Source organism: Legionella nagasakiensis (genome assembly GCF_900639915.1).
GTDB classification, from domain to species: Bacteria; Pseudomonadota; Gammaproteobacteria; order Legionellales; family Legionellaceae; genus Legionella_A; species Legionella_A nagasakiensis.
Genome location: NZ_CAAAID010000004.1, coordinates 1 through 24,143, shown reverse-complemented (window position 1 = coordinate 24,143; position 24,143 = coordinate 1). Strand labels below are relative to the sequence as shown.

The window sequence follows — 24,143 nt, the reverse complement described above, 5'->3', positions numbered from 1 at the left end:
GATAGAGGAATAACCATGAGTCTACAGTTGCAACTTTCAACTATGAATTTGCCAGTGGGCAGCCTTGATGCGTATATTCATCGCGTTAATCAAATTCCCATGCTTTCAGCTGAAGAAGAATATGAGTTTGCCCGACGTTTTCATGCGGAAGGCGATTTAGAAGGGGCTCGCCAGCTTGTTCTTGCTCATTTACGCTACGTTGTCCGCGTGGCCCGCGGGTATTTGGGATATGGATTGCCGTTAGGCGATCTAATCCAGGAAGGAAATGTTGGTTTAATGAAGGCCGTTAAACGCTTTGACCCAAGCCAAGGGGTTCGCCTGGTTTCTTTTGCCGTGCATTGGATTCGTGCGGAGATCCATGAGTTTGTTTTACAAAATTGGCGCATCGTTAAGGTCGCCACGACCAAGGCCCAACGCAAGCTGTTTTTTAATATGCGGCAAATGAAAAAGCGTTTAGGCTGGATGAATGCAGAAGAAGTCGATGCCGTCGCTCAAGATTTAGGCGTTACTCGTGAGGATGTGCTGGTTATGGAGCAGCGGTTAAATGCGATGGATATGCCTTATGATGCGCCGGATGCGGAAGAGGATGAGCAATCTTATAAATCCGTTCCCGCACGTTATTTACAAGATATCGGCAGTGATCCTGCTCATATGCTTGAACAAGAAGACAGCAGTACACAAAGCCATGAAAAACTGCATATGGCTCTAGAGCGTTTGGATGAGCGCAGCCAGGATATTTTACGAGAGCGTTGGTTGGCCAATGAAAAAGCAATGACGTTGCATGCTCTGGCAGAAAAATACGGTGTTTCCGCTGAACGTGTGCGTCAATTAGAAAAAAATGCCATGAAAAAAGTGCGGTCGTATATGGAAGAGGCCGTGTAGCCTGGTTAACGCGCCACGGCAACCAGGGTTAATCCCTGAATTATATTGTGTATCATTAAAGTAGCCGTATGAAGATGCCCTGGTTGCAAGCAACCAGGCTACAACAAGACTACAAGAAATTTGACGTGTAGCCTGGCTGCTTGCCAGCCAGGATTGATTTAAATGGCTACGTCTTCAGTCATTATTTTTCGTTTAGTTTGTCCAGCAGTGCCTGTCTCGTTTCCTCATCAACAAACGCCCGTTGGATGGCCATGGCGGTAATACGCTCCATGGTTTCATCGCTGTAACCATAAGCCTCTTGCACGTGCGCGTATTCTTGCGCCAGTGTTGTGCGCATGAATGGCGGATCATCAGAATTTAAGCTGATGGTAATGCCTGCATCCAGCAACTGTGGAAACGGATGATCGGCAAAGCTTTGAAAAAGGCCTAACTTAATGTTACTGGAAGGACAAAGCTCAAGCGCGATGTCTCTTTCTTTGACCAATGCCATGGTTTCAGGGGAGTGAATGACTTGTACGCCATGGCCGATACGTTGAATGGGAAGGTGTTCTATGGCTTCTACCATGCCGCTGGCGGGTGCAAACTCACCGGCGTGGACCGTGCAATGCAAGCCGGCTTCCGCGGCAATGTGATAAGCTTGGCTGAATAATTTAGGGGGGAAGTTGATTTCATCTCCGCCTAAGCCAAAACCGGTTACACAAGGCACAGACTCTTTCATGATTTGCTTGGCAGCACGCACCGCCGCATCTGGACCAAAATGGCGTACGGCAACAATAATAATGCGGCCAATGATGTCAAATTGGTGCTGTGCATCGTTAATCGCCTGCTGAATCGCATGCAGGTGCTCAATGGAAGGAATGCCGCTTGCCTTTTCCGCGTGATCGGGCGAATACATCATCTCAATGTAAATGGCATGTTCTAACGCATTGGCCCGCAGATAATCAAAGGTGATGTCGTAGTAATCTTGCGGTGTTTTGATTAAGTCGGCAACGACATCAAACACTTGCAGAAAATGAAGAAAATCGCGCGAAACATAACTTTGGCCATCTTCGGTGATTAATCCGGCAGGAAGCGGCAGTTTATTGCGTTTTGCCAGCTTATGCGCCAGTTCCGGTGAAATGGTTCCTTCTAAGTGGACGTGTAATTCTGCTTTTTTTATGTTCATGTAGGTACTCTTTTTCTTATATCAATGCATGGCAACTTTAATAAAAACCCGATAAAATTACCAGTCATATCATTGATGGTGAGGATAACAATGAGCAGCCAAGACATTGATAAGGCGTACGTCAGCCCTTATGACCGATTTTTGTATCAATTTGACGCCACTCATGAAAAATCGGCATCGCAATTAAAAGAAATTAAAAAACACCAACGGATTTTTACGCTCCGTGATCATGCTGAGCCTGCAGAACGGGAAGAAGCAATCTGGAAAGATTTTTAATCTTAAGACTGCCATTGTATGTGAGGAATAGAGGCGTGTGGATGCGCTTGTCTTTCAAGCCTAAGCAGAACTGCAAAGAAGTTAAAAAAAATTATTTTTCAATGCAAAACAAAAATTCTTATCTATACTAAACATGTGTAGTTAGTGTGTACATCTTAAACAGACAGGAGACTGATGATGAAAACATTACTTACCTCATGTGGCTTGGCATTGGTGTTGGCGGTTTCGCCGCAAGTGTTTGCGGCGGGTGATATGGCTAATAACTCTGGCATGGTGAAAGGAACCGTTACCTTGCAAGATGGCTCCAAAGTCAATGTCTACGCTAGCCCTGACGATGTTAAAAAGCTTCAAAAAGAGCCGAAAGGTACTGAGGCTATTACTTGGGCCAGTTCTATGCAAGAGGGTGGACTCCAAGAATCTGCGGCTGGAACTGACTAGGGTTATTTTTAATTTTGCACGGCATTAATGCCGTGCAAAATTAATACTTAATTTATTCTTACCATCTTCACTTATTCTGTTCTTTTCTTGCTTCTCTTTTGTGATTGCGATAGTCTTTTTAACCTGGATTAATCGTTTATGGATTGTCATCAATGGTATGCAGTACAAGGATAGTCACCTTTATCATTTTTCTGTTTGTTTCCCCCCTTTTTGCTTCTAATTCAGGTTGGTACGCTGGCGCAAGCGCTCTTGCCATGGCTGAGCAGGGCAAGATCAATTTATCGGGTTCTGCCAACAACATCGTGACTCTCGTGATGCCTACCTTAAGTGCTCCGCAATCGATAGAAGTTGAAGTTGCAGTGGGACCTGGTGGCGTTGCTGCCGAAAATACCAATCTGGTTGGCACCAGCAATGCCAGCATCGGCATCAACGGTTTTGCCGGTTATACCATCCCCCTCAATGCATACTTTAGCTTGGCTATCCAGGCGGATGCGGCAACTGGCGCAGGACACGCCGATTTTTTCAGCCAGCACACCACAAGCCCTAATTTATTTATCAATGGCAATCCACTGGATCTTTCTTACCAGGTACGGGAAAGGAATTTGCAAAGTTTTGGCGCAAGCCTCATCCCACAGTGGCATGTCAGCGCCTTGCCGGCCGGGGATAAGGCAAGACCCAGCAGTGTCTTGCTGTTGGTGGGGTATCGTTATGGGTATTTTAAGTCCACACTTACCGGCATGAGCCAATTAACCGGAGGCACCAGTGTGGTTTCCCGCAACTGGCGCAACGGGCTTGAAGTGGGGGTTGGCACCCAATTTTCTTTAAGCCGTCATCTTGATTTGCGTCTCTTGGCCTCGCAAACTTATTATGAGAAACAAACCATTTTTCAGCCGGTGTCGGCTTTAAATTGGCAGGCGACCAGCAATGCGCGAGTGGATCAAGCGGCTTTGGGTCTTGTTTGGGTGGCTTGAACACAGGGGGTTGGAGCCACGAATGCACACCATATTGCATCGATTTTACCGCCAAACAATGTCTTTTTTACAAAAAAAGGGATTGTTATTTTCTTTTTTCTTTTTAAGTGCACCTGCCTTTTCCATCACACTACCCTTGAATTATAATGAAAATCATGGCGATTATGCGCTTATGGTTTTGCTGGCAGGCCATGAAAAGCCCCTTCGTTTAATGCTTGATACAGGCAGCAGCAATCTCAATGTGGTGGGTGATGCAACGCTTTGCCCACAATGCGAGGAATTGATTGCAGGCAACCGGTTTACGCCTAAAGCACCTGCCAAACCATTAAAGCACGAGTTTTTCATGCGCTACGGTTTAGGCGATGGGAAACTCCGTCAATTTCAGGGGCCGGTAAACGTTCCTGGAAAATTAACGCTTGAGCAATTTCATTATGGCGTTTATGAGCAGGGGAAAGATATTAATAACATCGTTGGATTTGCCTATCCACAAGCAGCGGATCCGCGTGATAATCCCACACCACCTTTTTTTACCCGCATCAATCAAAAATACAAGCTGCAGGATGAATTTAGTTTATTGCTGTGCGATGTTCGGGCGCCTTCCTGGCTTTTTTTAGGGCCTTTGCCAGCGGCATTAGGCATATTTCCTCATCATGAGGTGGCGATTACTAAAAAGGAATTATATTTTGTCGGCCAATATGGGGTGAGTGATAAACATGGACGGATGTTGGTTGATTTGCCAGGGGGAGGTGAGGCCATCATCGATAGTGGTACAACCGCAAAAATTATTTATCCAGACTCAAAACTTGCGCCTCTCATTACCTATCTTAAAAAACACACCAGCAAGAAAAATCAGGCATTGCCAGAGGATTTCTGGCGTGGGCGTGCTTGCTTGGCTAATGAGTTGGTTGATGAAGATGCTTTTCCCGATTTGTATTTTCATTTTAAAGACCGCCAAGGCCATCCATTTCGCTTAAAATTGCCAGCAAAACGTTATATCACGTCCAGTGCTTGTGGCGCAGGGTATGTTAAATTGGCCTTTATTGGCTATCAAACCAATAAAACCGATACAAAAACACCGAACCATAAAAAAAATTACCCAAGTTTTGTGATTTTAGGGACGCCCTTTTTGGAAGAGTACCTGACTACGTTCAAACAAGATAATCCAGCGACGCTCATTTTTCACAACAGCACTCAGCTTTGCAACGATGCTTATCAAGCGCGTATCAAGATGAATGATACCAATCGCTCTTAGTCATTTTTATTATATTTCAGAGGTGGTTGAAATTTACCCAGTTGCAAGCAACCAGGCTACAAAAAATTTGATATGTAGAAGCCTGGTTGCTTGCAACCGGGGCAAGAGATAAACATTTGGAAATCATCCTAAGAACGCATGCAGTATTTTGTAAAATAAGATGGTCAATAGAGATGCGGCAGGTAAGGTGAGCACCCATGAGGTAAAGATATTGCGAATAACAATCAGGTTTAACGCACCAATACCACGAGCGAGGCCAACGCCAAGAACAGCGCCGACTAAGGTTTGGGTTGCCGATACCGGGATGCCAAGGCTGGTTGCAGCGACGACGGTGGTTGCCGCAGCAAGGGTGGCCGCAAACGCGCGGCTAGGCGTTAAGGCGGTGATGGAGCTGCCAACGGTTTCAATCACTTTTCTGCCATACATTAATAGCCCGGTTACGACACCAATGCATCCTAATAGAATAATCCAAGCAGGATAATCCGTCGCTTCAAAAGGTTGGTGGGCATCGGTGATGAGACTATGAATGATGGTTAGAGGACCTACTGCCAACGATACATCGTTTGCGCCATGGGCAAACACCATGGCGCAAGCGGTCATGGCCATGAGTACTGCAAAGAATTTTTCTACCTGAATGAACCGTTCTCGCCGTCTTAGTGAGGTCTTTTCGGGAATGTTTTTAATAAAGAGCATGCCAACGATGGTAATGGTGATGCTGGTTGCCAAGGTGACGGCAATATCTTGTTTGACATTCAAGTGAATGTCAAAATGGTTCAATCCTTTAAAGACGGTAATAAAGGAGAGAATGGAGCCGACGAGAAAAAGATAGATGGGTATATACAGCTTTGCTTTCGCCAAAGGATCACTTTTAACGAAAATCGCTTGTTGGATGCTAATAAATAACGCATAAGCCGTAGTCCCGGCAATTAAGGGTGAGGTCACCCAGCCAATCGCAATATGAGACACTTGATTCCAATGAATGGCATTTTTACCCAAGACGAGGCTGCCGAATCCAACCATGGAGCCTACTAAGGCATTGGTTATCGAGACAGGCAGGCCAAAATAGCTTGCCAGATTCATCCAGATGGTACAGGCCAACAACACGCCTAACATGCCTTCTACCAGTACCAGAGGTTGTTGCGATAATTCACTGGTGTTAATGATGCCGTCACGCATGGTTTCCGTTACCCCTGTGCCGCCAAGAAAGGCGCCAGCAAATTCAAACAGAATGGCGATGAGCATCGCTTGTTTGACGGTCACGGCTTTGGAACCCATGGTGGTGCTCATGACGTTGGCAAGATCGTTTGCACCAACGCCCCAAGTCATAAAGAAACAAAGAATAACCGCAAGAATCACAAATACAATTGATAAATCCATAAGTCAGATTACCGGGCAATGAGAATTTGTAGCCGACCACCCACGGTTTGGGCATGATCCGCCAAGTCACCAATCCATTGAACCAGTTTATAGAGAAAAATCACTTCGATGGCGGGTAAGTCCTTTTCCAGCTCAAAAATGCGATGCCTGATTTCGGCTAATTTGTCATCACTGTCATGTTCGATTTCATCCAGAGTGAGGATCATTTCTTCCACAATTTTGACTTCGCTGCCGCGAAATCCTGTCTCGAGCAATTCATCCAGTTCGTTGATGGCTTTACACGCTTGTTTCGCGGCATCCAGACAGCGGTGTAAAAAGGGCATAAATATCCCCGATAGAGCTTCAGGAATGATCATGCGTCGGCTTGTAATCAAACCTGCTATGTCTTCTGCTTTGTTAGCAATACGATCCTGCGCACTTAATAATTCCAGTAAATCAGTACGAGAGACAGGAAGAAATAGGCCAGTTGGTAAATGAAGACGTAAATCCCGCTTGATAATATCCGCTTCTTTTTCAATCGTGATGATTTTTTTTCTAAGATCGTCGGCCGTTTCCCAATCCTGCTTAAGGACGGCCTCAAAAAATGGATAGAGATGTTTGGCACAATGGTACGCTTTACGCATATGTTGCTCAATAGGCCTAATTGGCGATGGCCCGAACATGTTAAATATGCGACTCATGATGATGTATCTCCGCAAAGATTAGTGCAGATTATAGCCAACATTTAGAGAAAAAAGAATCAAATTTTTTCTGGTAAATCATTCACAGACATCAGTTGTGCCAGACGGCTTAAGCTTAACAGGCTTGTTTGATGGTTTTCTTCAGTATGGGCGCTGCAGGCATCGGCCAGAACCATCATCGTATAACCACGGTCATGACCTTCTCTAATCATGGATTGAACGGCCATATCGGTGGAAAATCCGCTGACAAATACGGTGTTAATGTCCTGCGTGCGAAGAATCAAATCAAGTTCTGTCCCATAAAATGGGCTGATGCGATGCTTGGTAATGATTAAATCATTTGGTTGAACATGCAAGCTGTCAAGAAAATTTGTCCCCCATGTGCCAAGTTTTAAAGCCTCTTTTTGTGGAAGCTGGCCAAAGATGGGGGAATGTTTCAGACATTCAAGATAATGCTCGCTAAAACCAACACGGACAAAAATAAGTAACCAGTTATTTTGTCTGGCATGGGCGATGGCTTGATTCGCTCTTTCTATCACGTGATTTTTGGCTAAGAGTTCATAACCCTTGGCAAGTTTGCCATCAGGATGAGTCAGGTCATTGATGAAATCGATTACAACAAGTGCATTATTATTCATATTGTTATCCAAAACATGATTAGGGTCTGTTTGCATTAGATATATCTCGGTTACGCAAAGCATAAGAAATTAAGATGCCTATTGCCCCACCGAGAGCAATGTCTGTGAGCCTTGCATGGCCAATTTCCTGATAATTGCTTCCAGCATATAACACTACAAAAAAACATCGGGTTGCAAAAGAATATAGATAAGAATGAAATAAACGCAAGCTTAATAAGATGCAAACGATGTAAACATACTCAAGCCAAGGCAAAGGAGGCATTATCTTCGTCATGAGCAATCCTAGACCGACACCGAAAGCAACGCCGACCAATCGTTGTTGATATTTCGTTTTGGCCTTAGAAAAGTCCAGACTTAAGACAGAAAAACAAGACCAAATTAGCCATTCACCTTCCTCAAGGTGCAAACTGGCTAGTATGGTGATGGTGATGAAGAGGGCCGTGGCGTATTTAATATAATAGCGAAGGTATTTTTTATGAATCGTAAATGCAGGACGTTCCCACGTCATTGATTTTTTTGAATACAAGGCAATAAAACATCCCAGCAACGTCAATAAAAAGATAAGCACGTATTCTGGCCAAAGCAGTTCAGTCGTTTGATGGATGTGAAAGCCGCCGTACACGACGCCGATAATCCACCAACTCGTCATCGTTTTTAACGATTTATCCTCTTTTTCATAAATGGAAAATAAAGTGGTGGGACCTGCTAAAAAAAGAAAAAGGAGAAACCAATGATTGATTAATGCGCATGCAATGAGGCTACAAAGCATAAGCACCATCGAAAAAGCATAGGTGATTGGTTTGCTGGTGTGGGCAATACCAAAAGGGATAATGGCACAAACGGCATAAAACGACGCTAATAAATAATGGTGATTATGAAGTAAAATACTGGCTATCACGCCAGGCAGAAGTGCCAGCATAATTTGCAGCGTTGGCTCTTTATTGATTGCGAGATTTTCCATAGGTATAACGGATAGAAGTAAAGAACTCGTTAATAGAAAATGCATTATAAATGCTATCCGCGTGTGGAGAAAACTTTATTCAATCGTGTTTTCACGTCTGGTGGATTAATACAGACTTGACAGGGAAGTAGACTGAGAAAACAATACAGCAAAAAATGAGGATTTGTCATGCGTATCATCGATATAAAAGGGCGAGAAATTCTGGATTCACGCGGTAATCCGACGGTTGAAGCCGATGTGATTCTGGACAGTGGCATCCAGGGACGGGCAAGTGTCCCTTCTGGGGCTTCCACAGGCAGCAGGGAAGCGTGTGAACTGCGTGATCATGATATGCATCGTTATGCTGGCAAAGGGGTTCGCCAGGCTGTGCAACATATAAACCATGAAATCAAGGCAGCCTTGCATCAGTATTCGGTGGTTGAGCAAGAACGCATTGATGCGCGTTTATGCGAGTTGGATGGTACTGAAAATAAATCTCGTCTAGGAGCTAACGCGATTCTCGCAGTTTCCTTGGCCTGTGCCAGAGCTTATGCCCAAGCCAGTGAGATGCCGTTATTTGCCGCATTGAACCGTGATGAAGTCATGAGGATGCCTGTCCCTATGATGAATGTTTTAAATGGTGGTGCGCATGCCGATAATAATGTTGATATTCAAGAGTTTATGATAATGCCTGTTGGTGCATCGGATTTTGCAGCGGCGTTGCAAATGGGTGCTGAAACGTTTCATGTGCTTAAATCCGTACTTAAAAAGCAAGGATTAAGCACCGCCGTTGGTGACGAAGGTGGTTTTGCACCCAATTTGAAATCCAATCGTCAGGCACTTGATATATTGGCGGAAGCGGTGCAGTTGGCTGGTTTTCATCTGGGTCGAGAGATTGTTTTTGCATTGGATGTTGCGGCCTCTGAACTGTTTTCTGAGGGGCACTACCATTTAGTGTCGGAAGGAAAAACATTTTGTCATGAAGCACTGATTGATTACTATGCTGAATTGGTCAAGCATTTCCCTATTGTCAGCATAGAAGATGGTTTGGATGAAAGCGACTGGCGAGGGTGGCAGGCATTGACTGCCAAGTTAGGTGGACAAATTCAATTGGTTGGCGATGATTTGTTTGTTACCAATCCTCATTGTTTAAAACAAGGAATTGCTGAAAAAACGGCAAATGCCATCCTGATTAAACTCAATCAAGTTGGTACATTAAGTGAGACAAGAGAGACGATGCGCCTCGCTGATGAGCATGGTTATCGTTGTGTAATATCACATCGTTCGGGTGAGACGGAGGATACGTTTATTGCTGATCTGGCCGTGGCAAGTGGGTGTGGCCAAATCAAAACGGGATCGCTTTGTCGTATGGATCGGGTCGCCAAGTACAATCAATTGCTACGGATCTATGAACAAACCTCCTTGCCTTATGCCGGTACTACAATTTTAGGACTTGGCAGTATTCAGTAGGTAATCGTGCTATGCTATTAGTCAAGTCCTCTTGTGAGTTTTGTCATGCGAATAATTATTGCTTGTTTGATATTAGCACTGATTGGTTTGCAATATAAACTATGGCTTGGTGATGGCAGCCTATCACAATGGATTTATCTTGAAAAAAAACTCGATGTCCAGAAAGCTGAAAATAAGAAATTAGCTATGCGTAATCGTATTATGGAAGCAGATATTCTGGAATTAAAAACCGGGGAACAGGCACTGGAAGAACAGGCACGTTTTGAGCTTGGTATGATAAAAGACGGCGAGGTTTATTACCATTTTGTTGAATAACAGGACTTACGAAGCCTTATAAAACGCTTAGAACTTGTCTTCAGAGTCGCTAGGCTGAGGCTAAAGACTTGATTTTAGAGCACCGTAGCTCAGCATACATAGTAGTATGTGAGCAATGGGGCGCAGAAAATCGAGGCTTTTAGCCCTGCGTAGTTAGACTATGAAGACAGGTTCTTAAACTGGAATAAGTGTTATATCTGGAAGCGCTGGCTTAGAATTCCATAAGCTGATGACGTATCCTCCTCCACCCGAACCAGTCGGTTTGACTGCAATTGCACCTGCTTCACGCATATTCTCCATATGATGTTTTAAACTTTCGCTGACAAGCCCCCATTGCTGGAAGCAATTTGCGGCAAGATTGATTGCATCCGCAAGCGTGTCTTGCGATTCAGATTGTGGACATTCTAATGCCTTACGCGCCAGATAAACGCTTTCTGACATTTCGCGATCAATTTGCTCCGCATGTATGGGGTTTTTTTCCCATAAATTTTTTACTTGATTAATGCAGTGGGAAGTAATGCCAATTTGGCCACAAGAAGATAAATACCATAGAGGTTTCCATCGTTGCTCTATCGTTGAGTAATTGCCTTGCCGAAAGTATATTCCAGTACTGGATGCGACACCGGCGATGTCTAATCCACTACTTTGTCCGTGAAACATGTTTTCTAATTCTTTGGCGAAATGATGAGTATCCCAATGAGCCAGCATGTTTTGCGCAGAAAACCATCGTGCTACTGCTACACAAAGAGCTGCGGAGGCTCCCATGCCAACCCCAATCGGGATATTGCTGGATAAATGAAAATGACCACTGAGGCTATTAAGTGATTTTCCCAGAATTTGCATTCCTTGTTCGAGCACGCTCCAAAAAAGTAAATGCATATCTGCACCACTTTCACCTTCGTAATCAGCATTTAATTCCGATGTCGACTGATGATAACTCAGTGTGAGTTTTTTTTCAGGAATGGGGAATACCAAAGCGGCATGACCGCGAATAGCCGAGTGCTCTCCTGCAAGAATCCACTTGCCAGTCGTTGTTGTCTGAAAGTCAGATGACATCATAATTGCCTATCAGATGGTCTTTTTTAAATTGGTTTGCTAGGTCTATTTGCTCTGGGCGATATAGTAAATGAATATTTGGTCCAGCATCCATGGTGACAATAGGGCCATCGCCTTCGCGCTGCCATAATTCCTGAAGCCTTTTTAAGGCTTCATGCGTTTGTTCTGTCATATAGGAAAATGGTGCTGTACAAGTAGCAAACATTTGATGAATATCGTGAAATTCACGCCAGCAAATTTGATAAGCACTTTTCCAGTCTTTTGATTCCATGGCGTTCAGTAGGATTTTTAAATTATTTTCCGCACGTTCACTGCGTGTTGAATATAATTTACTGGTGCGAATACGTTGATGTGCCTCGCTGGAAGACACTTTTTTTTCCTCATGACTGATGACGATCACTTGGTGGATTAATTCTTGATATGGTAAATCGATGGCTTTAACCGTTTCATTTTGCCATAAAGCCCATGGGCTAAAAAAGGAACGACAGGAGGAACCTGAGCCTTCACGGCTTAATTGCGCTTGTGTTTCAACAGAAGGACGTTCTTTTTCTGTGAGTTCACTTAGGGCTAAGACAGCACATTTGGTCAGCGCGGCAAAACTTGAAGCAGAGCTTGCCAGCCCGCTGCTATGTGGAAAGTTATTGCTGGAACGTACAATAAATGCACCGCCATATCTAAAATAAGCTTTTAAACGTGCCAAATGTTGCAGGAAACGATCTTGGGCCGCAGAAGACAGAATGAAATGCATCGCTCCCGGAATATTTAAGGGTTCCCAAAAATCTTTTTTGCCCGCTTGAGTTTCCAATACGACACTGCTAAGCAATTTATTTAATGTGTAGGATAAAGAAGAATTAATGGGCACATTTTGTTTATCTTCTTTTTTACCCATGTATTTTATGAGGGCAATATTTGATGGCGCTTGAGCGAACCATTGCATTTAATAGTCTCCTTATCGCATTTTAGTGTCCAGGGACATCATTCCATAAAATTTTGTGAAGTTGTAATTGAAATCGCACTTTTAGACGATCTTTGACTATCCAATTGGCAAGCATGGTAGGGTTTAACTGCCCCCAACTGGGTGAAAAAAGAATTTGTGTATGATCGGTCAATTGGTGTTCATTCATCATGGTGCATGCCCACTGATAATCTGCATGGCTGCATAGTACGAATTTAATTTGATCCGTTTTTTTAAGATAAGCGAGATTCGATAATTTATTTTTTGTGCATTCGCCAGAGTCTGGTGTTTTCAGATCCATCACGATCATGACTCGTTTATCCACCATGGATATATCATGTGCTCCACTGGTTTCTAAAGAAACGGTGTAACCGGAATCACACAGACGCTGAAGTAGAGTAATGCAGTCGGGTTGTGCCAGCGGCTCGCCACCGGTTACACAAACGTATTGACAATTAAAAGACATAACACGGGAAAGGACCTCTTCAATGTTGATTAATTCCCCACCCTTGAATGCATAAGTTGTATCACAATATTGACAACGCAAGGGACAACCGGTGAGTCTAACAAAGACGGTGGGCAAACCAAGGGTAGTAGATTCGCCTTGTAAGGAATGAAATATTTCAGTAATACGTAATTGATTGGATAATCGCTTCATCAAAGTAATGTCTCTGCTACTTATTAATTCGCATACAAGTTGTGCTGCACGAATCATGTTCGCCTTGGCATAAAAAAACGCACATCGTGGGCATGTCAGTTCTAACAGAATAAAACCATATTAGAAGCTCCATTCATTACATGGCATTGGCAGCCATATTAATGAATGGAGGACACGCTCTAATATCTATCTTCTAAAGACTGCAATTTAGCCGTTGCTAATTGCGCGGTACTTGTATCAGGATAGTTTTTAACAACTTGTTGTAGGCGTTGTCTCGCCTCATTATTTTTTCCAGATGCAGCCAGAGCATAGCCAATTTTTAATAAACTTGCTGCTGATTTGCTGGAGGATGGGAATTGTTGCAAGACCGCTTCAAAGTGTTCAATGGCTTGAGGATAATTTTTCTTGAGCATATAGAGCTCACCTAGCCAGTATTGCGCATTTGCAGTATATCCACTTTGAGGATATTGTTGAGCATAGGTTTGCATAGCGGTCATTGCTTCATCATATTTTTTATTTTTTACTAATTCATAGGCAGCAAGGTAACTGATTTGTTCATCAGCCGGATTCGTATGTATCGTCTTGTTAGTCATGGATGCCCGGGGCTTGCTCAGGGTTGGTGTCGAAGTGATTGCTTCGGGTTTTTGCTTAAGCGCAGGTTTATCAATTATCACGTCATTTTTTGCCGTTTGTGCGGCACCATTATGTAAACGTGCATCCAAATCTTTATAAAAGGCTAACTGCTGTTCTTGCAGCAGTTTCAGATCATGGGCTTGAACTTCCAGCTGGCCCCGTAATTCCTGAACTTCCTGCTGCAAATTCTGTAGTTTATCCAATAGGATGGCATTATCATGATTGCTAGCGGCCTCTGGCTCATAAGCGAGGGCAGGTTCTTCTTCGGGCTCTGAGAAATCTGCTTGCGGCTTTGCTAAAGGTTGTTCCATCACCTCTTGCTCTTCTTCAAGAAGCGTAAAATTCTCACTATCATCTACAATGGGTACTTCGGAAAATGCACTGAAAGGCAGCATGCAAAAAAAGCATGCTGCAAGAATGAGTCGATAGAATTTTATCATCGGGTAGCCTCATAAATTAATTCAACACGTCGGTTTTGGCGGTGGGATGCTTCATCATGACCGTAATTGGCTGGGCGCTCTTTACCGTAACTGACTACACGGATTTGTTGTCGGCTAACACCTGCCATACGCATTAATTCAGCCACTGTATTGGCTCGTCGCTCGCCTAAGGCAACGTTGTACTCACGACTTCCGCGTTCATCCGTGTGGCCCGCAATCAGTATTCGTGCTCCTGGATGAGATTTGAGGTATTCTGCCTGGGCATTGACAGAAGGCACATACTTGGATGCTAAGGTGCTATTATCGTATGCAAATAAGTAAATCTGATTGTGTGGAGCTTGAGTGGTATAAGACTCTCCTGCGTCTTGGCCTGCGAAACGACTGCTTAATTGACCTAAACCTTGGGCTGACAATCCTCCTTCCTCAGCCATGCCTTCGGCACTTCCTGGTGTTTTGGAGCAAGACGCAAGCAAGAGAATGCTGGCAGCCATAAGCCCTGATTTTAATATGGATTTAGTGCTCATTTTATTAATCTCCTTGAAATTACTGATGGTCGATTTATTTTATTCTTTGGGCCAATGTTGATGGTGGCACATTGTACAATTGTTTATGATTCTTCGCCATTGTCTTTAAAGATTGTGTATGTTGTTTTACATGAGCAATGACGAAATCAGTCATCAATGCAGTAAATTCTTTTGCTGCAATGTTTGCTGCCAGGACCCCGCCATAAGGTGTGTTTTCAGGACATTGGACTTCTCGCCTGATAATGGTTGAGGCAATGACGTGATTATCGGCAACATAAGTTAAAACAACTTTGGCAACGAATTGTATTTTACTGGGATTAACCAAAAAGTTCTGATGCAATTCGATAAGCTGGGTGTCTAGGCGGTAATCTGCCTTATCACCATAGGGGGTTGATGCGACGGCAGAAAAGTAATTGCTGTATTGCAAACTTTGCAACATCAGTGGGAAAAGCATGCTTGCTGGTGCACCTACCCAAGCGCTATGAGCATATGGGTTTAGCTCAAATGGTTTTATCATATAAAGCATTTGTTCCGTCTGATAACCTGCCACGGCTTCTGGTTGGGTGAGCAATATGGATGAGGCCGCATGTCCTTTAGCGGTTTTGCAACTGAAGGCTTCCAGTTTGTATTGATTATTAACTGGTGTTTTAACCGCACACGCCGTAACCAGGCCCAATAAGCACACAAAGAATGTGCAGTGTAGAATGGATCGTTTATTCACCGTTATTCTCCCGGTCCTGGTTTAGGGGGGGTGCTGCCACGAATAACAACGGCTGGGTTTTGCCGCATTTGTGCACTGACGTTTTCGAGATTGGCGGCAATTAAGTCCAGGCGGCGTAATAATATGATGGCTGGGGGAATTGTTTGTTGCGATATTTTATCAATGCTTTCCTTGCCTGCTTTCATCGTAATACTAAACTGTTTGCCTGCTTTAGACATATCTTCGGTCATCGCACTGAATTTGCGGATTCCTGCCTTAAGTTCATTGAGAATTTTAGGCAGCTCTTGCAGGCTTTTATCAATATGTTCATCATTTTTAGCGATGGAATAGGAAATTTTTTGCAAGTTATTTAATGATTCTTTTAAGTTTTCTGAGTTTTCTTTAGTTAAAATACGCTTAAATCCACGACTGATATCGTTGATGTTTTTTTCCAGGCGGTTAAAAAATGATGGTTTAGACGGTATGACGGGATAAGGTTCCCCGGGTGTTTTTTGCAAGGGAACAAACGTCGAAGAACTTGGAGATAGTCCTAGATAAGTCGTTCCGGTAATTCCCTGGGTAATTAACGTTGCGTAAGTGCTTGTTGTAATAGGAGTGCCTTCTTCGATTTTTAGCGATATTTTAACACGCTGCGGGTCAAATTTACTTAATTCAATGTTGCTTACTTGTCCGACTTTGACGCCATTGTATTTGACCAGCGATTCTTCGGATAAACCTGCTACGGATTCATTCATGTATACGGTATATGTATTGTATTTTTTTCTCTCGAATCCAATGGATAGCCATAAGCCTGCAATAATGAGGCCGGCTGTTAGAATCAAGACAGTTAAGCCGACTGCAGTATAATTAATTTTTGATTCCAAGCACGATACTCCCTATTAGTGGCTACCATTTTAAAATTTACTGAAGTAATCAGCAATTAATGGATGATTATTTTGCATTAATTTATCCATGGGTTCCACGCTAATTATCTTTCCTTTACCCACAAAAGCGACCCGATCGGTTGTGCGCTGCAGAGATTCAATGTCATGACTTACAATAACGATGGTTAGGTTCAGTGTGTTTCTTAAAAAAAGAATTAATTCATCGAATTGTTTGGCGCTTAATGGATCAAGTCCTGAAGTCGGTTCATCAAGAAATAATAATTCAGGATCCATGGCAATGGCACGTGCTGCAGCAGCTCGTCGTTGCATCCCGCCACTTAGTTCTGAAGGGAATTTTCCTCCTGCTTCTTTGGGTAAACCAACAAGCGTCAGCTTTAGCATGGCCAATTCATGCATGAACTGTTTATCAAGCGATGCCAGCTCGTGCATGGGGAACATGATATTTTCAAGAACCGTCATTGCTGAAAAAAGAGCGCTGTGTTGAAACAACATGCCCCAGCGTTGGCGCAGTGTGTTTGCTTCGTGTTCACTGAGCTGTTGAATATTTTTTCCAAATACTTCGATGGTTCCTGCGGTTGGTTTTAGAAGCATTAGGATGCTGCGTAAAATAGTGGTTTTTCCACTGCCACTGCCACCAATAATGGCAAGAATTTCTCCTTTTTTTACGGTGAGGTTCACATTTGAATGAACCCATTGGCCCCCTAAATAATTTTTTAATCCTTTAATTTCAATAATTGGCTCGTTCATGTTAAACGTCCAGCCAACTGTAAATGACGGAATACACCGCATCAGCAACAATGATTAAAAATAATGCTTGTACCACACTTTTTGTCGTTTTTTCTCCCAAACTGTCGGCGTTTAATTCCACACGAAATCCTTGAAAGCATCCAACCAGCGCGATCAGAATGGCAAAAGCAGGTGCTTTATATAACCCTAGCATCATTTGTTTTAGACCAACAGAATCTTGCAAGCGGGATAAAAAGTCCATATAACCCACATGTAACATAAATTTGGACATGATCATAGCGCCCAACGTGCTGAAAAAGTCAGACCAAAAGATGAGCAAAGGAAATATTAATAATAATCCAATGACCTTGGGAACAACTAATAATTCGGTGGGAGAAAGTCCCATGGTATACAGGGCGTCGACTTCTTCGTTAATTTTCATACTGCCAATTTGGGCTGTAAACGATGAACTTGTTCGACCGGCGACAATAATGGCGGTAATCAGTGGAGCAAATTCACGAAAGATTGCCATGCCTGATAAATAAGCAATAAAAATATTGGCGCCGTAAGTTTCCAGCTGTAAGCCCATCTGATAGGCGAGAACAACGCCAATTAAAAATGAAAGTAAACCGATGATTGGCAGGGCGGTGACGCCGGTGGCATGAATGGTGGCAATAATGCTTGGAAAATGAAACCGTCGCAGGTGACGAAATGCAGTAATAATTTTTTCACTAAGGTCACCTACTAAAACGATTAAGCCATTGGCCTGATTTAATTTGTGAACCGTTTCTTCCCCGATGTGGTATAAGATATTTTTTTGTTTGGGTGAAGGGGGTGTATAACGCAGGTTTTCGCTTTTTTCTTCGACCAGAGACAGTAACTCTTGCTGCTGTTTGCTGAAATTATTTAACGTGATGGAGTTGTCTTGTTTTTTTAATTTTTCAATGCAATGCCATAGTGTAAGAGCTCCCGCACTGTCAAATTTTTCCAGTGCTTTGCCGTCGATGGTCATTTTTGTTGAAGAAGGAATGGTATCTTGTTCGAATTGCTTGAATAGATTTCCAAGATTGAGGATCGACCAGTCGCCTTCGCAATGATAAATCTTATTTTCCTTGTCAAAAACAAAACGGGCGTTCGACTGAGTTTTGGTCATGATTGCTATTGTATTGAAAAATAGCCTAGGATAATACGAAATCCTGTCTTACGGCAAAAATACGTGCGTACCTTCAATCGATTTCGGGTTTATTTATGGAATATTGATCCTGGTTATTTTAATTTAAAACAAGCTCTAAAGACGGTATTGGCTATTGTTATTTCCGTTTGGATCGTGCGTGATGAAGGGATGTTGACGTCCATGCTGGCGGGTATTGCCGGCGGGATTGCAGTACAAGGTGTTGTGGCTGAGACATGGATTCTAAAACTTTTTCATGTCGTTATTTTTGATTTAATCTATTTTACGGTATTTGCTATTGGTTTAATGGTTCGTGATTCAACGGGTTGGACGGCTTTAACACTCGTTGTGCTGGGATTTTTAGCGAATTATATACGACGTTTCGGTCTAGAAAACAGCATGGCTCCTATGATGGGTTGGACATTATGTTTTCTGGCGACTATTTTGCCTTTCTCATCTGCCAGTGAGGCATGGACCCACCTTTATGGTTTATTTGTTGGTTTTGGGGTTTCTGCCATTATTATTTTATTTATTTTCCCGGAAAATTACCCGCGTTTGTTTGTTAAAAACTCAAATCGGTTTTTCCAGACGTTGAGTTCCGGAATGGCGGATGTAAGACGATGCCTTCTGCTTTCTGGCAGAAAAATGCTCTATTTTACCGATTTACCGAGCACATCAATAAAAAAGACTTTGATGCAATTGGTTAATACCAATCAAGCTATCCAATTTCGCAGTAAGATAACCAGCGAAGAAAAACAATTAAGCCATATTGTGTTGCACCAATATGCTTTAATGCATGCGTATATACTCCTGATGGATGCTTATCATGCTTTGGAGGTACAACAGCACAAGATGTCACGTCCATCGCAGCTCGCAGTGAGTATGGCATGCAAACAATTCGTTAAATTATTATCAAGGATTCAAGTGCATGCGGATTTTACTGTTTCCGTAGATTCATCGTTCTATGGATTTCCAGAGTTGGCAAAGAAATTAGGGCGTGTACCCTCTGTCGACCCATCTATTATTATGTTGCTGCTGAATATTAAATTAAGCTTTGAATTAATGAGTCAGCACATTAGTAAATTAGCTCAGAATGCAGATGAAACTTAGAAATACGACTAAAATGGCTATTCAGGCGGCAATTGCTATCGCTATTGCTGAATTGATTAGTGAGTATTTCGCTTTTGAACGGGGTTATTGGATTACGCTAACCGCCATGGCGTTGACTGCGCAAACCTGGGGGGAAAGTGTCAAGCGCTCAATTGAGCGGGTCGGTATGACAATCTTAGGCGGTTGCGTGGGAACGGCGTTATATTTTTTGCTGCCAGCTGATAGAACCATCATCTTGTTTTTTCTCATTACTTTTGTTTTTTTTACCATCTATTTGATAAAAATCCAGCATCTGGCCGCCATGTTTTTTCTGACTTGTTTTGTTGTTTTTCTGTTTGCCTTGATTGGAAATTGGAATTTGATGTTGTTAAGAGCACGCATTGTGGATACTGCTTTGGGGGCAGGCCTTGCGCTAGTCGTTGGATGCTTTTTATTCCCCATAAGGACAAACATTACTGACTTGTTTATCGGTTATTTACAAAAAATGAATGCCTTGTTAACTACGGTGATTAAAACAAGACAAGTTAGAACGTTTGTTTCTAGTCATGTTTTATCGATGGATTTTCAAGACATTAAAAAAAATGCGTTATTAATTCGGTATGAGTTATTATTTCATCGTCTCTCTGGTCGAGATTTTTTGACGGTTCTGAATGGCATTGGCCGTTGCTCACACTATATGAGTAATCTAATTGAATCTTATCAATGGTTTTTGCCTCATTTGTGTGAAGAAGATTTAAGTTTAATTGAAGAGGCGGCCAACACAACCAAACATAATATCAATGTACTTATCTTACAGCTGCAAAAAGATGGCGCAGGTACGATGCTGCCGGCTGCCAATGTGTCTTCATTATTAGAAAAGGCAATAGCTGATTATCCTGAACGATTCGCATCATTAGAGAGCGATGCGCTTGGATTCTATAGCCTAATGTATTTTTTTACGCAATTAAATCATAGTCTGAATGAAGTGTTTTCTGTGTTTATCAGAAAGTATCAATAAGTGAGTGATGTAAGTGGTTGATTGTCTTATGATGTGGTAAAATTCAAACCATTTTTAGCAGAAATAACAATTGTGATGGCAGACGATTACAGTCAATTTGAAAAACGAAAACAGGATCACATTGAGCTTGCACTTATGCAAGATAATCAAAGCCATGAGTTGAATAGGCTTGATCGCGTCGTTTTAATGCACGAAGCATTACCAGATATTGATTTTCAAGACATCGATATTACTGGTATTCGCTTTGGTGCTTCGGTAACTAAGCCATTTATCGTTGCATCCATGACAGCTGGGCATCGTGATGCGGTCAATATTAATCGCCATCTTATTGAAGCATGTGCTCATAATGGATGGGCCATGGGGGTCGGTTCGCAACGACGCGAACTGACTGACCGACATGCTGCTTTTGAATGGAAGCCTCTGCGGCGCGATTTCCCTCAGGTCAGTTTATTCAGTAATTTGGGTATTGCGCAGTTAATCTCCACCCCTCTTCCGCAGATTCAACGTCTGACGGATGCGATAGAAGCCCATGCATTAATCATCCATTGTAATCCTTTGCAGGAATGCATTCAGCCAGAAGGCACTCCTACCTTTAAAGGATGTTGGTATGCGTTAGAAAGGTTAGTCCAACAGTTGCCTTTACCGGTCATTGTGAAGGAAACAGGATGTGGATTCTCAAAGTCAACATTAGTGCGCCTAAATAACATTGGGATTGCGGCCGTTGATGTGAGTGGTTTAGGCGGCACGCATTGGGGGCGTATTGAAGGACATCGTGCGATTCATGAACCCATCCGCCAAAAAGCATCAAAAGCGTTTCGTGACTGGGGTATTAATACCGTAAACAGTGTTTGCGATGCGATTTCTTTGCATGCCAGTTTTGAGGTTTGGGGTTCTGGTGGGGTTCGGCATGGTCTGGATGCGGCAAAACTATTTGCACTGGGAGCAACGACGGTTGGTTTTGCCAAACCGATGCTTGATGCTGCATTGCATTCAGCAGAACAAGTCATTCAAACGATGACCTCGATTGAATATGAATTAAAGGTTGCTATGTTTTGTACAGGCAGTCGTGTATTAAAAGATTTAAAGGAGAAGGCATGTCATTAAGAAAAAATGCCGGCCAATTATTCCAAGGGTTTTCCAAATTAGATCGTGAGGAACGTTTTCAGCGATTGATGGAACTAGGCGCCTTAACCATCGAGGACATTCATTTTTTACGCGAGGGAGGCATACAGGATACGAATCTTGCCGATAAATTAATTGAAAATGTCATTGGTTATTTTCAACTTCCTTTAGGGGTTGCCACTAATTTTTGCATTGATGGTCAAGATTACATCATTCCAATGGCAGTCGAAGAGACGTCGATTATTGCGGCTTTGTCAAAAACTGCGAAATGGATTAGACAAGCTGGTGAAATTAGCACTTGTGTGAAAGGTGATTGCATCCTTGGCCAAATTCAATTAGCAAATGTTCAAAATTTTGAGCGATTATCTTCTGTTTTTGCGGAAAACAAACAATTTTTGATTGAAAAAGCCAATGAAGATGTGGCAGCTAATATGGTTAAGCGTGGTGGCGGTGTTATTGATATCCAATTGCGTCGTCTTCCGCGTCCAGACGGTGGTGAGATGGCCGTTATTCATTTAACCATGAATAGTTGTAATGCCATGGGAGCAAACATTATTAATCAAGTCTTGGAGTATTTGAAAACGCCCATTGAACATTTGACGGGTGAACAGGTTTCCATGTGTATTCTTTCGAACTTAAATGATCAAAAACTCACGACCGCTACGGTGACCATTCGTGATGTGGACCCTTCTCTTGGTGGGCGCTTGCAAGAAGCTTCTCTTTTTGCAGAAATGGATCCTTATCGGGCCGCTACACATAATAAAGGGGTTATGAATGGGATGGATCCTGTGATCATTGCCACTGGCAATGATTGGCGTGCAGTAGAAGCAGGTGTGCATGCTTTCGCGGCTCGTTCGGGTCAATATCAGGCAATTACTCGCTGGCGTTATGATCATGACAATAAGTTATTGCGAGGTGAATTAACGGCTCCCATTATCGTTGGAACAGTTGGCGGGGTTACTTCATTGCATCCTACTGCCAAAATGTGCCTAAGAATGATGGGAATTGAGTCGGCTAATCAATTATCCCGTATCATTGCTGCTGTGGGACTTGTACAGAATTTAGGAGCACTGAAGGCGTTATGTACGGAAGGGATCATTCAAGGCCACATGAAGCTTCATCTTGATAATTTGTTACTTGTTGCTGGTGCGACGGATAAAGAAATGCCATTGTTGAAGGAGCGACTGCAACATTGGTTAATGTTAAATAAACGCGTGAGCTTAAACAATGCTTGCGCATTGTTGGCAGAGATTAGGCAGGTTCAGTCTGCGCTATGAAATGGTTTTTGCCCGCTAAAACGTTCTTGTTAGGTGAATATGTTGCTATCGTAGGTGGGCCTGCACTTGTGTTAACAACAACGCCTTGTTTTGAAGTGACGTTATTGGATAAAGTTGGATTAAATAATATTCATCCTGCTTCTCCTGCGGGTCGTTGGTGGAAAGAATCAAATATTGAACAAGGGCTCAGTTGGTTTGATCCTTATCAGAACCGTGGTGGCTTGGGCGCTTCGAGTGCACAATTTTTGGGAGCCTATTATGCAAGCTGTTATGTGCATAACAAAATGGGCACATTAATGGAGATGCACGAAGCTTATTCACAGGTATCTTGGGACAAGCAAGGGTTACGTCCCAGTGGCTATGATGTCTTGGCGCAATCGTTGCGTGGCTGTGTTTATATTCATCATCAACAGCGTCAATATCAGATTTATGACTGGCCTTTTGATGATCTTGCTTTCATCTTATTACATACAGGAAAAAAACTAATTACGCATCACCATTTGCAAACACAGTCTCTGCCAAACGAAATAAATGAATTATCAATCATTGTTGAACTGGGAAAGCAAGCGTTTGAATCGCGTGATAGTGCTTGTATGATTGACGCAGTCAATGCCTATCATAAACAATTGTTGAGCCTTAATCTTGTAACGAAAGAAAGCCAGCAATACCTCGATTGGCTTAAACAGCAAACAGAAATATTGGCGGCAAAAGGATGCGGTGCGATGGGGGCAGATGTTTTATTGTTGTTTGTTTCCCGGACGAAGCTCCAACCAGTTCTTAAGCAATTGTCTTTAATAGGTTGCGATCTCTTGGCAACCAGTGAACATTTATATACAAAAGGTGGATTATTTGAAAATAATCTGCCCAAAACACTTGAAATTTCAGCTTGATCGGGTATGATTTCAGCCTCTTTGGGGCCGTTAGCTCAGTTGGTAGAGCAGGAGGCTTTTAACCTCTGTGTCATAGGTTCGAATCCTATACGGCCCACCACGTTCAAAATGATTTGTTAACAAACTCACCTCCATAGTAGAATGTGGGTGGTCGGGACTAAATTTTAGTGTTTTTCCTGCTCTAGAGTATGCAAGTAGGGGCCGTTAGCTCAGTTGGTAGAGCAGGAGGCTTTTAACCTCTGTGTCATAGGTTCGAATCCTATACGGCCCACCATCCTGGTAGCTAGTAGCTGGAGACTAGTTACTAGAAGTAAAATGATTGTTTCCAGATGCTTTAGTAAGAACACCAACTAGTTTCTATTTCTGGAATCTAGTATCTAGAATGCGCTCGTAGCTCAGCTGGATAGAGTACTTGGCTTCGAACCAAGGTGTCGGGGGTTCGAGTCCCTCCGAGCGCGCCATACAGGGCTCATCCCCAAATCCGGGGGCACTAATCAAGAACACAAAACCTTAACCCTTAACCTATAATTTTCAAAATTTCTAAACCCATAGGCACGACGTTGAATGAGTTTCAT

General features: G+C 42.9%; 27 protein-coding genes and 3 tRNA genes. 15 read left to right on the top strand and 15 right to left on the bottom strand.

Translation table 11 applies throughout. The features are described 5' to 3' along the window. Positions 1–15: 15 nt before the first annotated feature. A complete protein-coding gene (gene rpoH, locus E1O52_RS04500) occupies positions 16–882 on the top strand; it encodes an RNA polymerase sigma factor RpoH (protein ID WP_133127521.1) in 867 nt (288 codons plus the stop codon). A gap of 181 nt (positions 883–1,063) precedes the next feature. Here rpoH and E1O52_RS04495 read toward each other — a convergent pair whose 3' ends face one another. Further along, positions 1,064–2,047 (bottom strand): adenosine deaminase, encoded by a 984-nt coding sequence (locus E1O52_RS04495; RefSeq protein ID WP_133127520.1) that lies wholly within the window; start codon positions 2,045–2,047, stop codon positions 1,064–1,066. A 90-nt stretch (positions 2,048–2,137) separates the two neighbouring features. Here E1O52_RS04495 and E1O52_RS04490 point away from each other — a divergent pair, with 90 nt between their 5' ends. The 4 genes from E1O52_RS04490 (at position 2,138) to E1O52_RS04475 (ending at position 4,984) form a co-directional block, all read left to right on the top strand. After that, a complete protein-coding gene (locus E1O52_RS04490; protein ID WP_133127519.1) occupies positions 2,138–2,323 on the top strand; it encodes a CBU_0585 family protein in 186 nt (61 codons plus the stop codon). Between the two features lie 174 nt (positions 2,324–2,497). After that, positions 2,498–2,761: a hypothetical protein gene (locus E1O52_RS04485; RefSeq protein ID WP_133127518.1), complete on the top strand. Its 264-nt coding sequence runs from the start codon at positions 2,498–2,500 to the stop codon at positions 2,759–2,761. A gap of 152 nt (positions 2,762–2,913) precedes the next feature. Beyond that, positions 2,914–3,732 (top strand): hypothetical protein, encoded by an 819-nt coding sequence (locus tag E1O52_RS04480; protein WP_133127517.1) that lies wholly within the window; start codon positions 2,914–2,916, stop codon positions 3,730–3,732. 22 nt (positions 3,733–3,754) lie between these two features. Continuing rightward, entirely contained in the window at positions 3,755–4,984 is a 1,230-nt protein-coding gene (locus E1O52_RS04475; protein ID WP_165474709.1) for a pepsin-like aspartic protease, read from the top strand. Positions 4,985–5,107: 123 nt separating this feature from the next. On the opposite strand, the gene E1O52_RS04470 is transcribed toward E1O52_RS04475, so the two are convergent. The 4 genes from E1O52_RS04470 to E1O52_RS04455 are packed head-to-tail and all read right to left on the bottom strand — an operon-like array spanning position 5,108 to position 8,685. Then, positions 5,108–6,361 carry an inorganic phosphate transporter gene (locus E1O52_RS04470; RefSeq protein ID WP_133127515.1) on the bottom strand — a complete coding sequence of 418 codons (1,254 nt, stop codon included), beginning with the start codon at positions 6,359–6,361 and terminating at the stop codon, positions 5,108–5,110. Positions 6,362–6,369: 8 nt separating this feature from the next. After that, positions 6,370–7,041 carry a TIGR00153 family protein gene (locus tag E1O52_RS04465; RefSeq protein ID WP_133127514.1) on the bottom strand — a complete coding sequence of 224 codons (672 nt, stop codon included), beginning with the start codon at positions 7,039–7,041 and terminating at the stop codon, positions 6,370–6,372. A 59-nt stretch (positions 7,042–7,100) separates the two neighbouring features. Beyond that, positions 7,101–7,679, bottom strand: a complete 579-nt coding sequence (locus E1O52_RS04460) for a cysteine hydrolase family protein (protein ID WP_133127513.1) — start codon at positions 7,677–7,679, stop codon at positions 7,101–7,103. A gap of 19 nt (positions 7,680–7,698) precedes the next feature. Continuing rightward, positions 7,699–8,685 carry an FUSC family protein gene (locus tag E1O52_RS04455; protein ID WP_133127512.1) on the bottom strand — a complete coding sequence of 329 codons (987 nt, stop codon included), beginning with the start codon at positions 8,683–8,685 and terminating at the stop codon, positions 7,699–7,701. A gap of 123 nt (positions 8,686–8,808) precedes the next feature. On the opposite strand from E1O52_RS04455, the gene eno reads away from it, so the two are divergent. Then, positions 8,809–10,089 (top strand): phosphopyruvate hydratase, encoded by a 1,281-nt coding sequence (gene eno / locus E1O52_RS04450; protein ID WP_133127511.1) that lies wholly within the window; start codon positions 8,809–8,811, stop codon positions 10,087–10,089. 45 nt (positions 10,090–10,134) lie between these two features. Next, positions 10,135–10,404 (top strand): septum formation initiator family protein, encoded by a 270-nt coding sequence (locus E1O52_RS04445; RefSeq protein WP_133127510.1) that lies wholly within the window; start codon positions 10,135–10,137, stop codon positions 10,402–10,404. Positions 10,405–10,578: 174 nt separating this feature from the next. Here E1O52_RS04445 and E1O52_RS04440 read toward each other — a convergent pair whose 3' ends face one another. The 9 genes from E1O52_RS04440 to E1O52_RS04400 all read right to left on the bottom strand — a co-directional run bounded on the left by E1O52_RS04440 (position 10,579) and on the right by E1O52_RS04400 (position 18,154). Further along, the gene (locus E1O52_RS04440) at positions 10,579–11,460 is read right to left on the bottom strand and encodes a mevalonate kinase family protein (RefSeq protein WP_133127722.1); all 882 of its coding nucleotides are present in this window, start codon (positions 11,458–11,460) and stop codon (positions 10,579–10,581) included. After that, a complete protein-coding gene (locus tag E1O52_RS04435) occupies positions 11,450–12,397 on the bottom strand; it encodes a diphosphomevalonate decarboxylase (protein ID WP_133127509.1) in 948 nt (315 codons plus the stop codon). The genes E1O52_RS04440 and E1O52_RS04435 overlap by 11 nt, the downstream gene beginning before the upstream one ends. A 22-nt stretch (positions 12,398–12,419) precedes the next feature. Then, positions 12,420–13,073, bottom strand: coding sequence for a 7-carboxy-7-deazaguanine synthase QueE (queE, locus tag E1O52_RS04430; protein ID WP_133127721.1), 654 nt, complete (start codon positions 13,071–13,073; stop codon positions 12,420–12,422). A gap of 179 nt (positions 13,074–13,252) precedes the next feature. Continuing rightward, positions 13,253–14,146, bottom strand: coding sequence for a tol-pal system protein YbgF (gene ybgF, locus E1O52_RS04425; RefSeq protein WP_133127508.1), 894 nt, complete (start codon positions 14,144–14,146; stop codon positions 13,253–13,255). Further along, on the bottom strand, positions 14,143–14,670 hold the full coding sequence (gene pal / locus E1O52_RS04420; RefSeq protein ID WP_133127507.1) for a peptidoglycan-associated lipoprotein Pal: 528 nt from the start codon (positions 14,668–14,670) through the stop codon (positions 14,143–14,145). The genes ybgF and pal overlap by 4 nt, the downstream gene beginning before the upstream one ends. Before the next feature lie 34 nt (positions 14,671–14,704). After that, entirely contained in the window at positions 14,705–15,391 is a 687-nt protein-coding gene (locus E1O52_RS04415; protein WP_242602160.1) for an ABC-type transport auxiliary lipoprotein family protein, read from the bottom strand. Between the two features lie 2 nt (positions 15,392–15,393). Further along, entirely contained in the window at positions 15,394–16,254 is an 861-nt protein-coding gene (locus tag E1O52_RS04410) for an MlaD family protein (RefSeq protein WP_133127506.1), read from the bottom strand. A 30-nt stretch (positions 16,255–16,284) separates the two neighbouring features. Next, positions 16,285–17,022 carry an ABC transporter ATP-binding protein gene (locus E1O52_RS04405; RefSeq protein ID WP_133127505.1) on the bottom strand — a complete coding sequence of 246 codons (738 nt, stop codon included), beginning with the start codon at positions 17,020–17,022 and terminating at the stop codon, positions 16,285–16,287. A gap of 1 nt (position 17,023) precedes the next feature. Then, positions 17,024–18,154, bottom strand: a complete 1,131-nt coding sequence (locus E1O52_RS04400) for an ABC transporter permease (RefSeq protein WP_133127504.1) — start codon at positions 18,152–18,154, stop codon at positions 17,024–17,026. 63 nt (positions 18,155–18,217) lie between these two features. Here E1O52_RS04400 and E1O52_RS04395 point away from each other — a divergent pair, with 63 nt between their 5' ends. The 8 genes from E1O52_RS04395 (at position 18,218) to E1O52_RS04360 (ending at position 24,029) form a co-directional block, all read left to right on the top strand. Next, on the top strand, positions 18,218–19,282 hold the full coding sequence (locus E1O52_RS04395) for a hypothetical protein (protein WP_133127503.1): 1,065 nt from the start codon (positions 18,218–18,220) through the stop codon (positions 19,280–19,282). Then, positions 19,272–20,279: an FUSC family protein gene (locus E1O52_RS04390; RefSeq protein WP_165474708.1), complete on the top strand. Its 1,008-nt coding sequence runs from the start codon at positions 19,272–19,274 to the stop codon at positions 20,277–20,279. Before E1O52_RS04395 ends, E1O52_RS04390 begins: the two co-directional genes overlap by 11 nt. Before the next feature lie 75 nt (positions 20,280–20,354). Next, the gene (gene fni, locus E1O52_RS04385; RefSeq protein ID WP_133127720.1) at positions 20,355–21,383 is read left to right on the top strand and encodes a type 2 isopentenyl-diphosphate Delta-isomerase; all 1,029 of its coding nucleotides are present in this window, start codon (positions 20,355–20,357) and stop codon (positions 21,381–21,383) included. Next, positions 21,374–22,678: a hydroxymethylglutaryl-CoA reductase, degradative gene (locus E1O52_RS04380; protein WP_133127501.1), complete on the top strand. Its 1,305-nt coding sequence runs from the start codon at positions 21,374–21,376 to the stop codon at positions 22,676–22,678. The genes fni and E1O52_RS04380 overlap by 10 nt, the downstream gene beginning before the upstream one ends. After that, positions 22,675–23,568 carry a mevalonate kinase family protein gene (locus E1O52_RS04375; protein WP_133127500.1) on the top strand — a complete coding sequence of 298 codons (894 nt, stop codon included), beginning with the start codon at positions 22,675–22,677 and terminating at the stop codon, positions 23,566–23,568. The genes E1O52_RS04380 and E1O52_RS04375 overlap by 4 nt, the downstream gene beginning before the upstream one ends. Positions 23,569–23,592: 24 nt before the next feature. After that, positions 23,593–23,668, top strand: a tRNA-Lys gene (locus E1O52_RS04370). Positions 23,669–23,766: 98 nt separating this feature from the next. Then, positions 23,767–23,842, top strand: a tRNA-Lys gene (locus E1O52_RS04365). A 110-nt stretch (positions 23,843–23,952) separates the two neighbouring features. After that, positions 23,953–24,029 (top strand) — tRNA-Arg (locus E1O52_RS04360). A gap of 33 nt (positions 24,030–24,062) precedes the next feature. Here E1O52_RS04360 and E1O52_RS04355 read toward each other — a convergent pair. Then, positions 24,063–24,143 (bottom strand): transposase (locus tag E1O52_RS04355; RefSeq protein WP_072356411.1); only part of this gene is annotated, 81 nt, incomplete at its 5' end.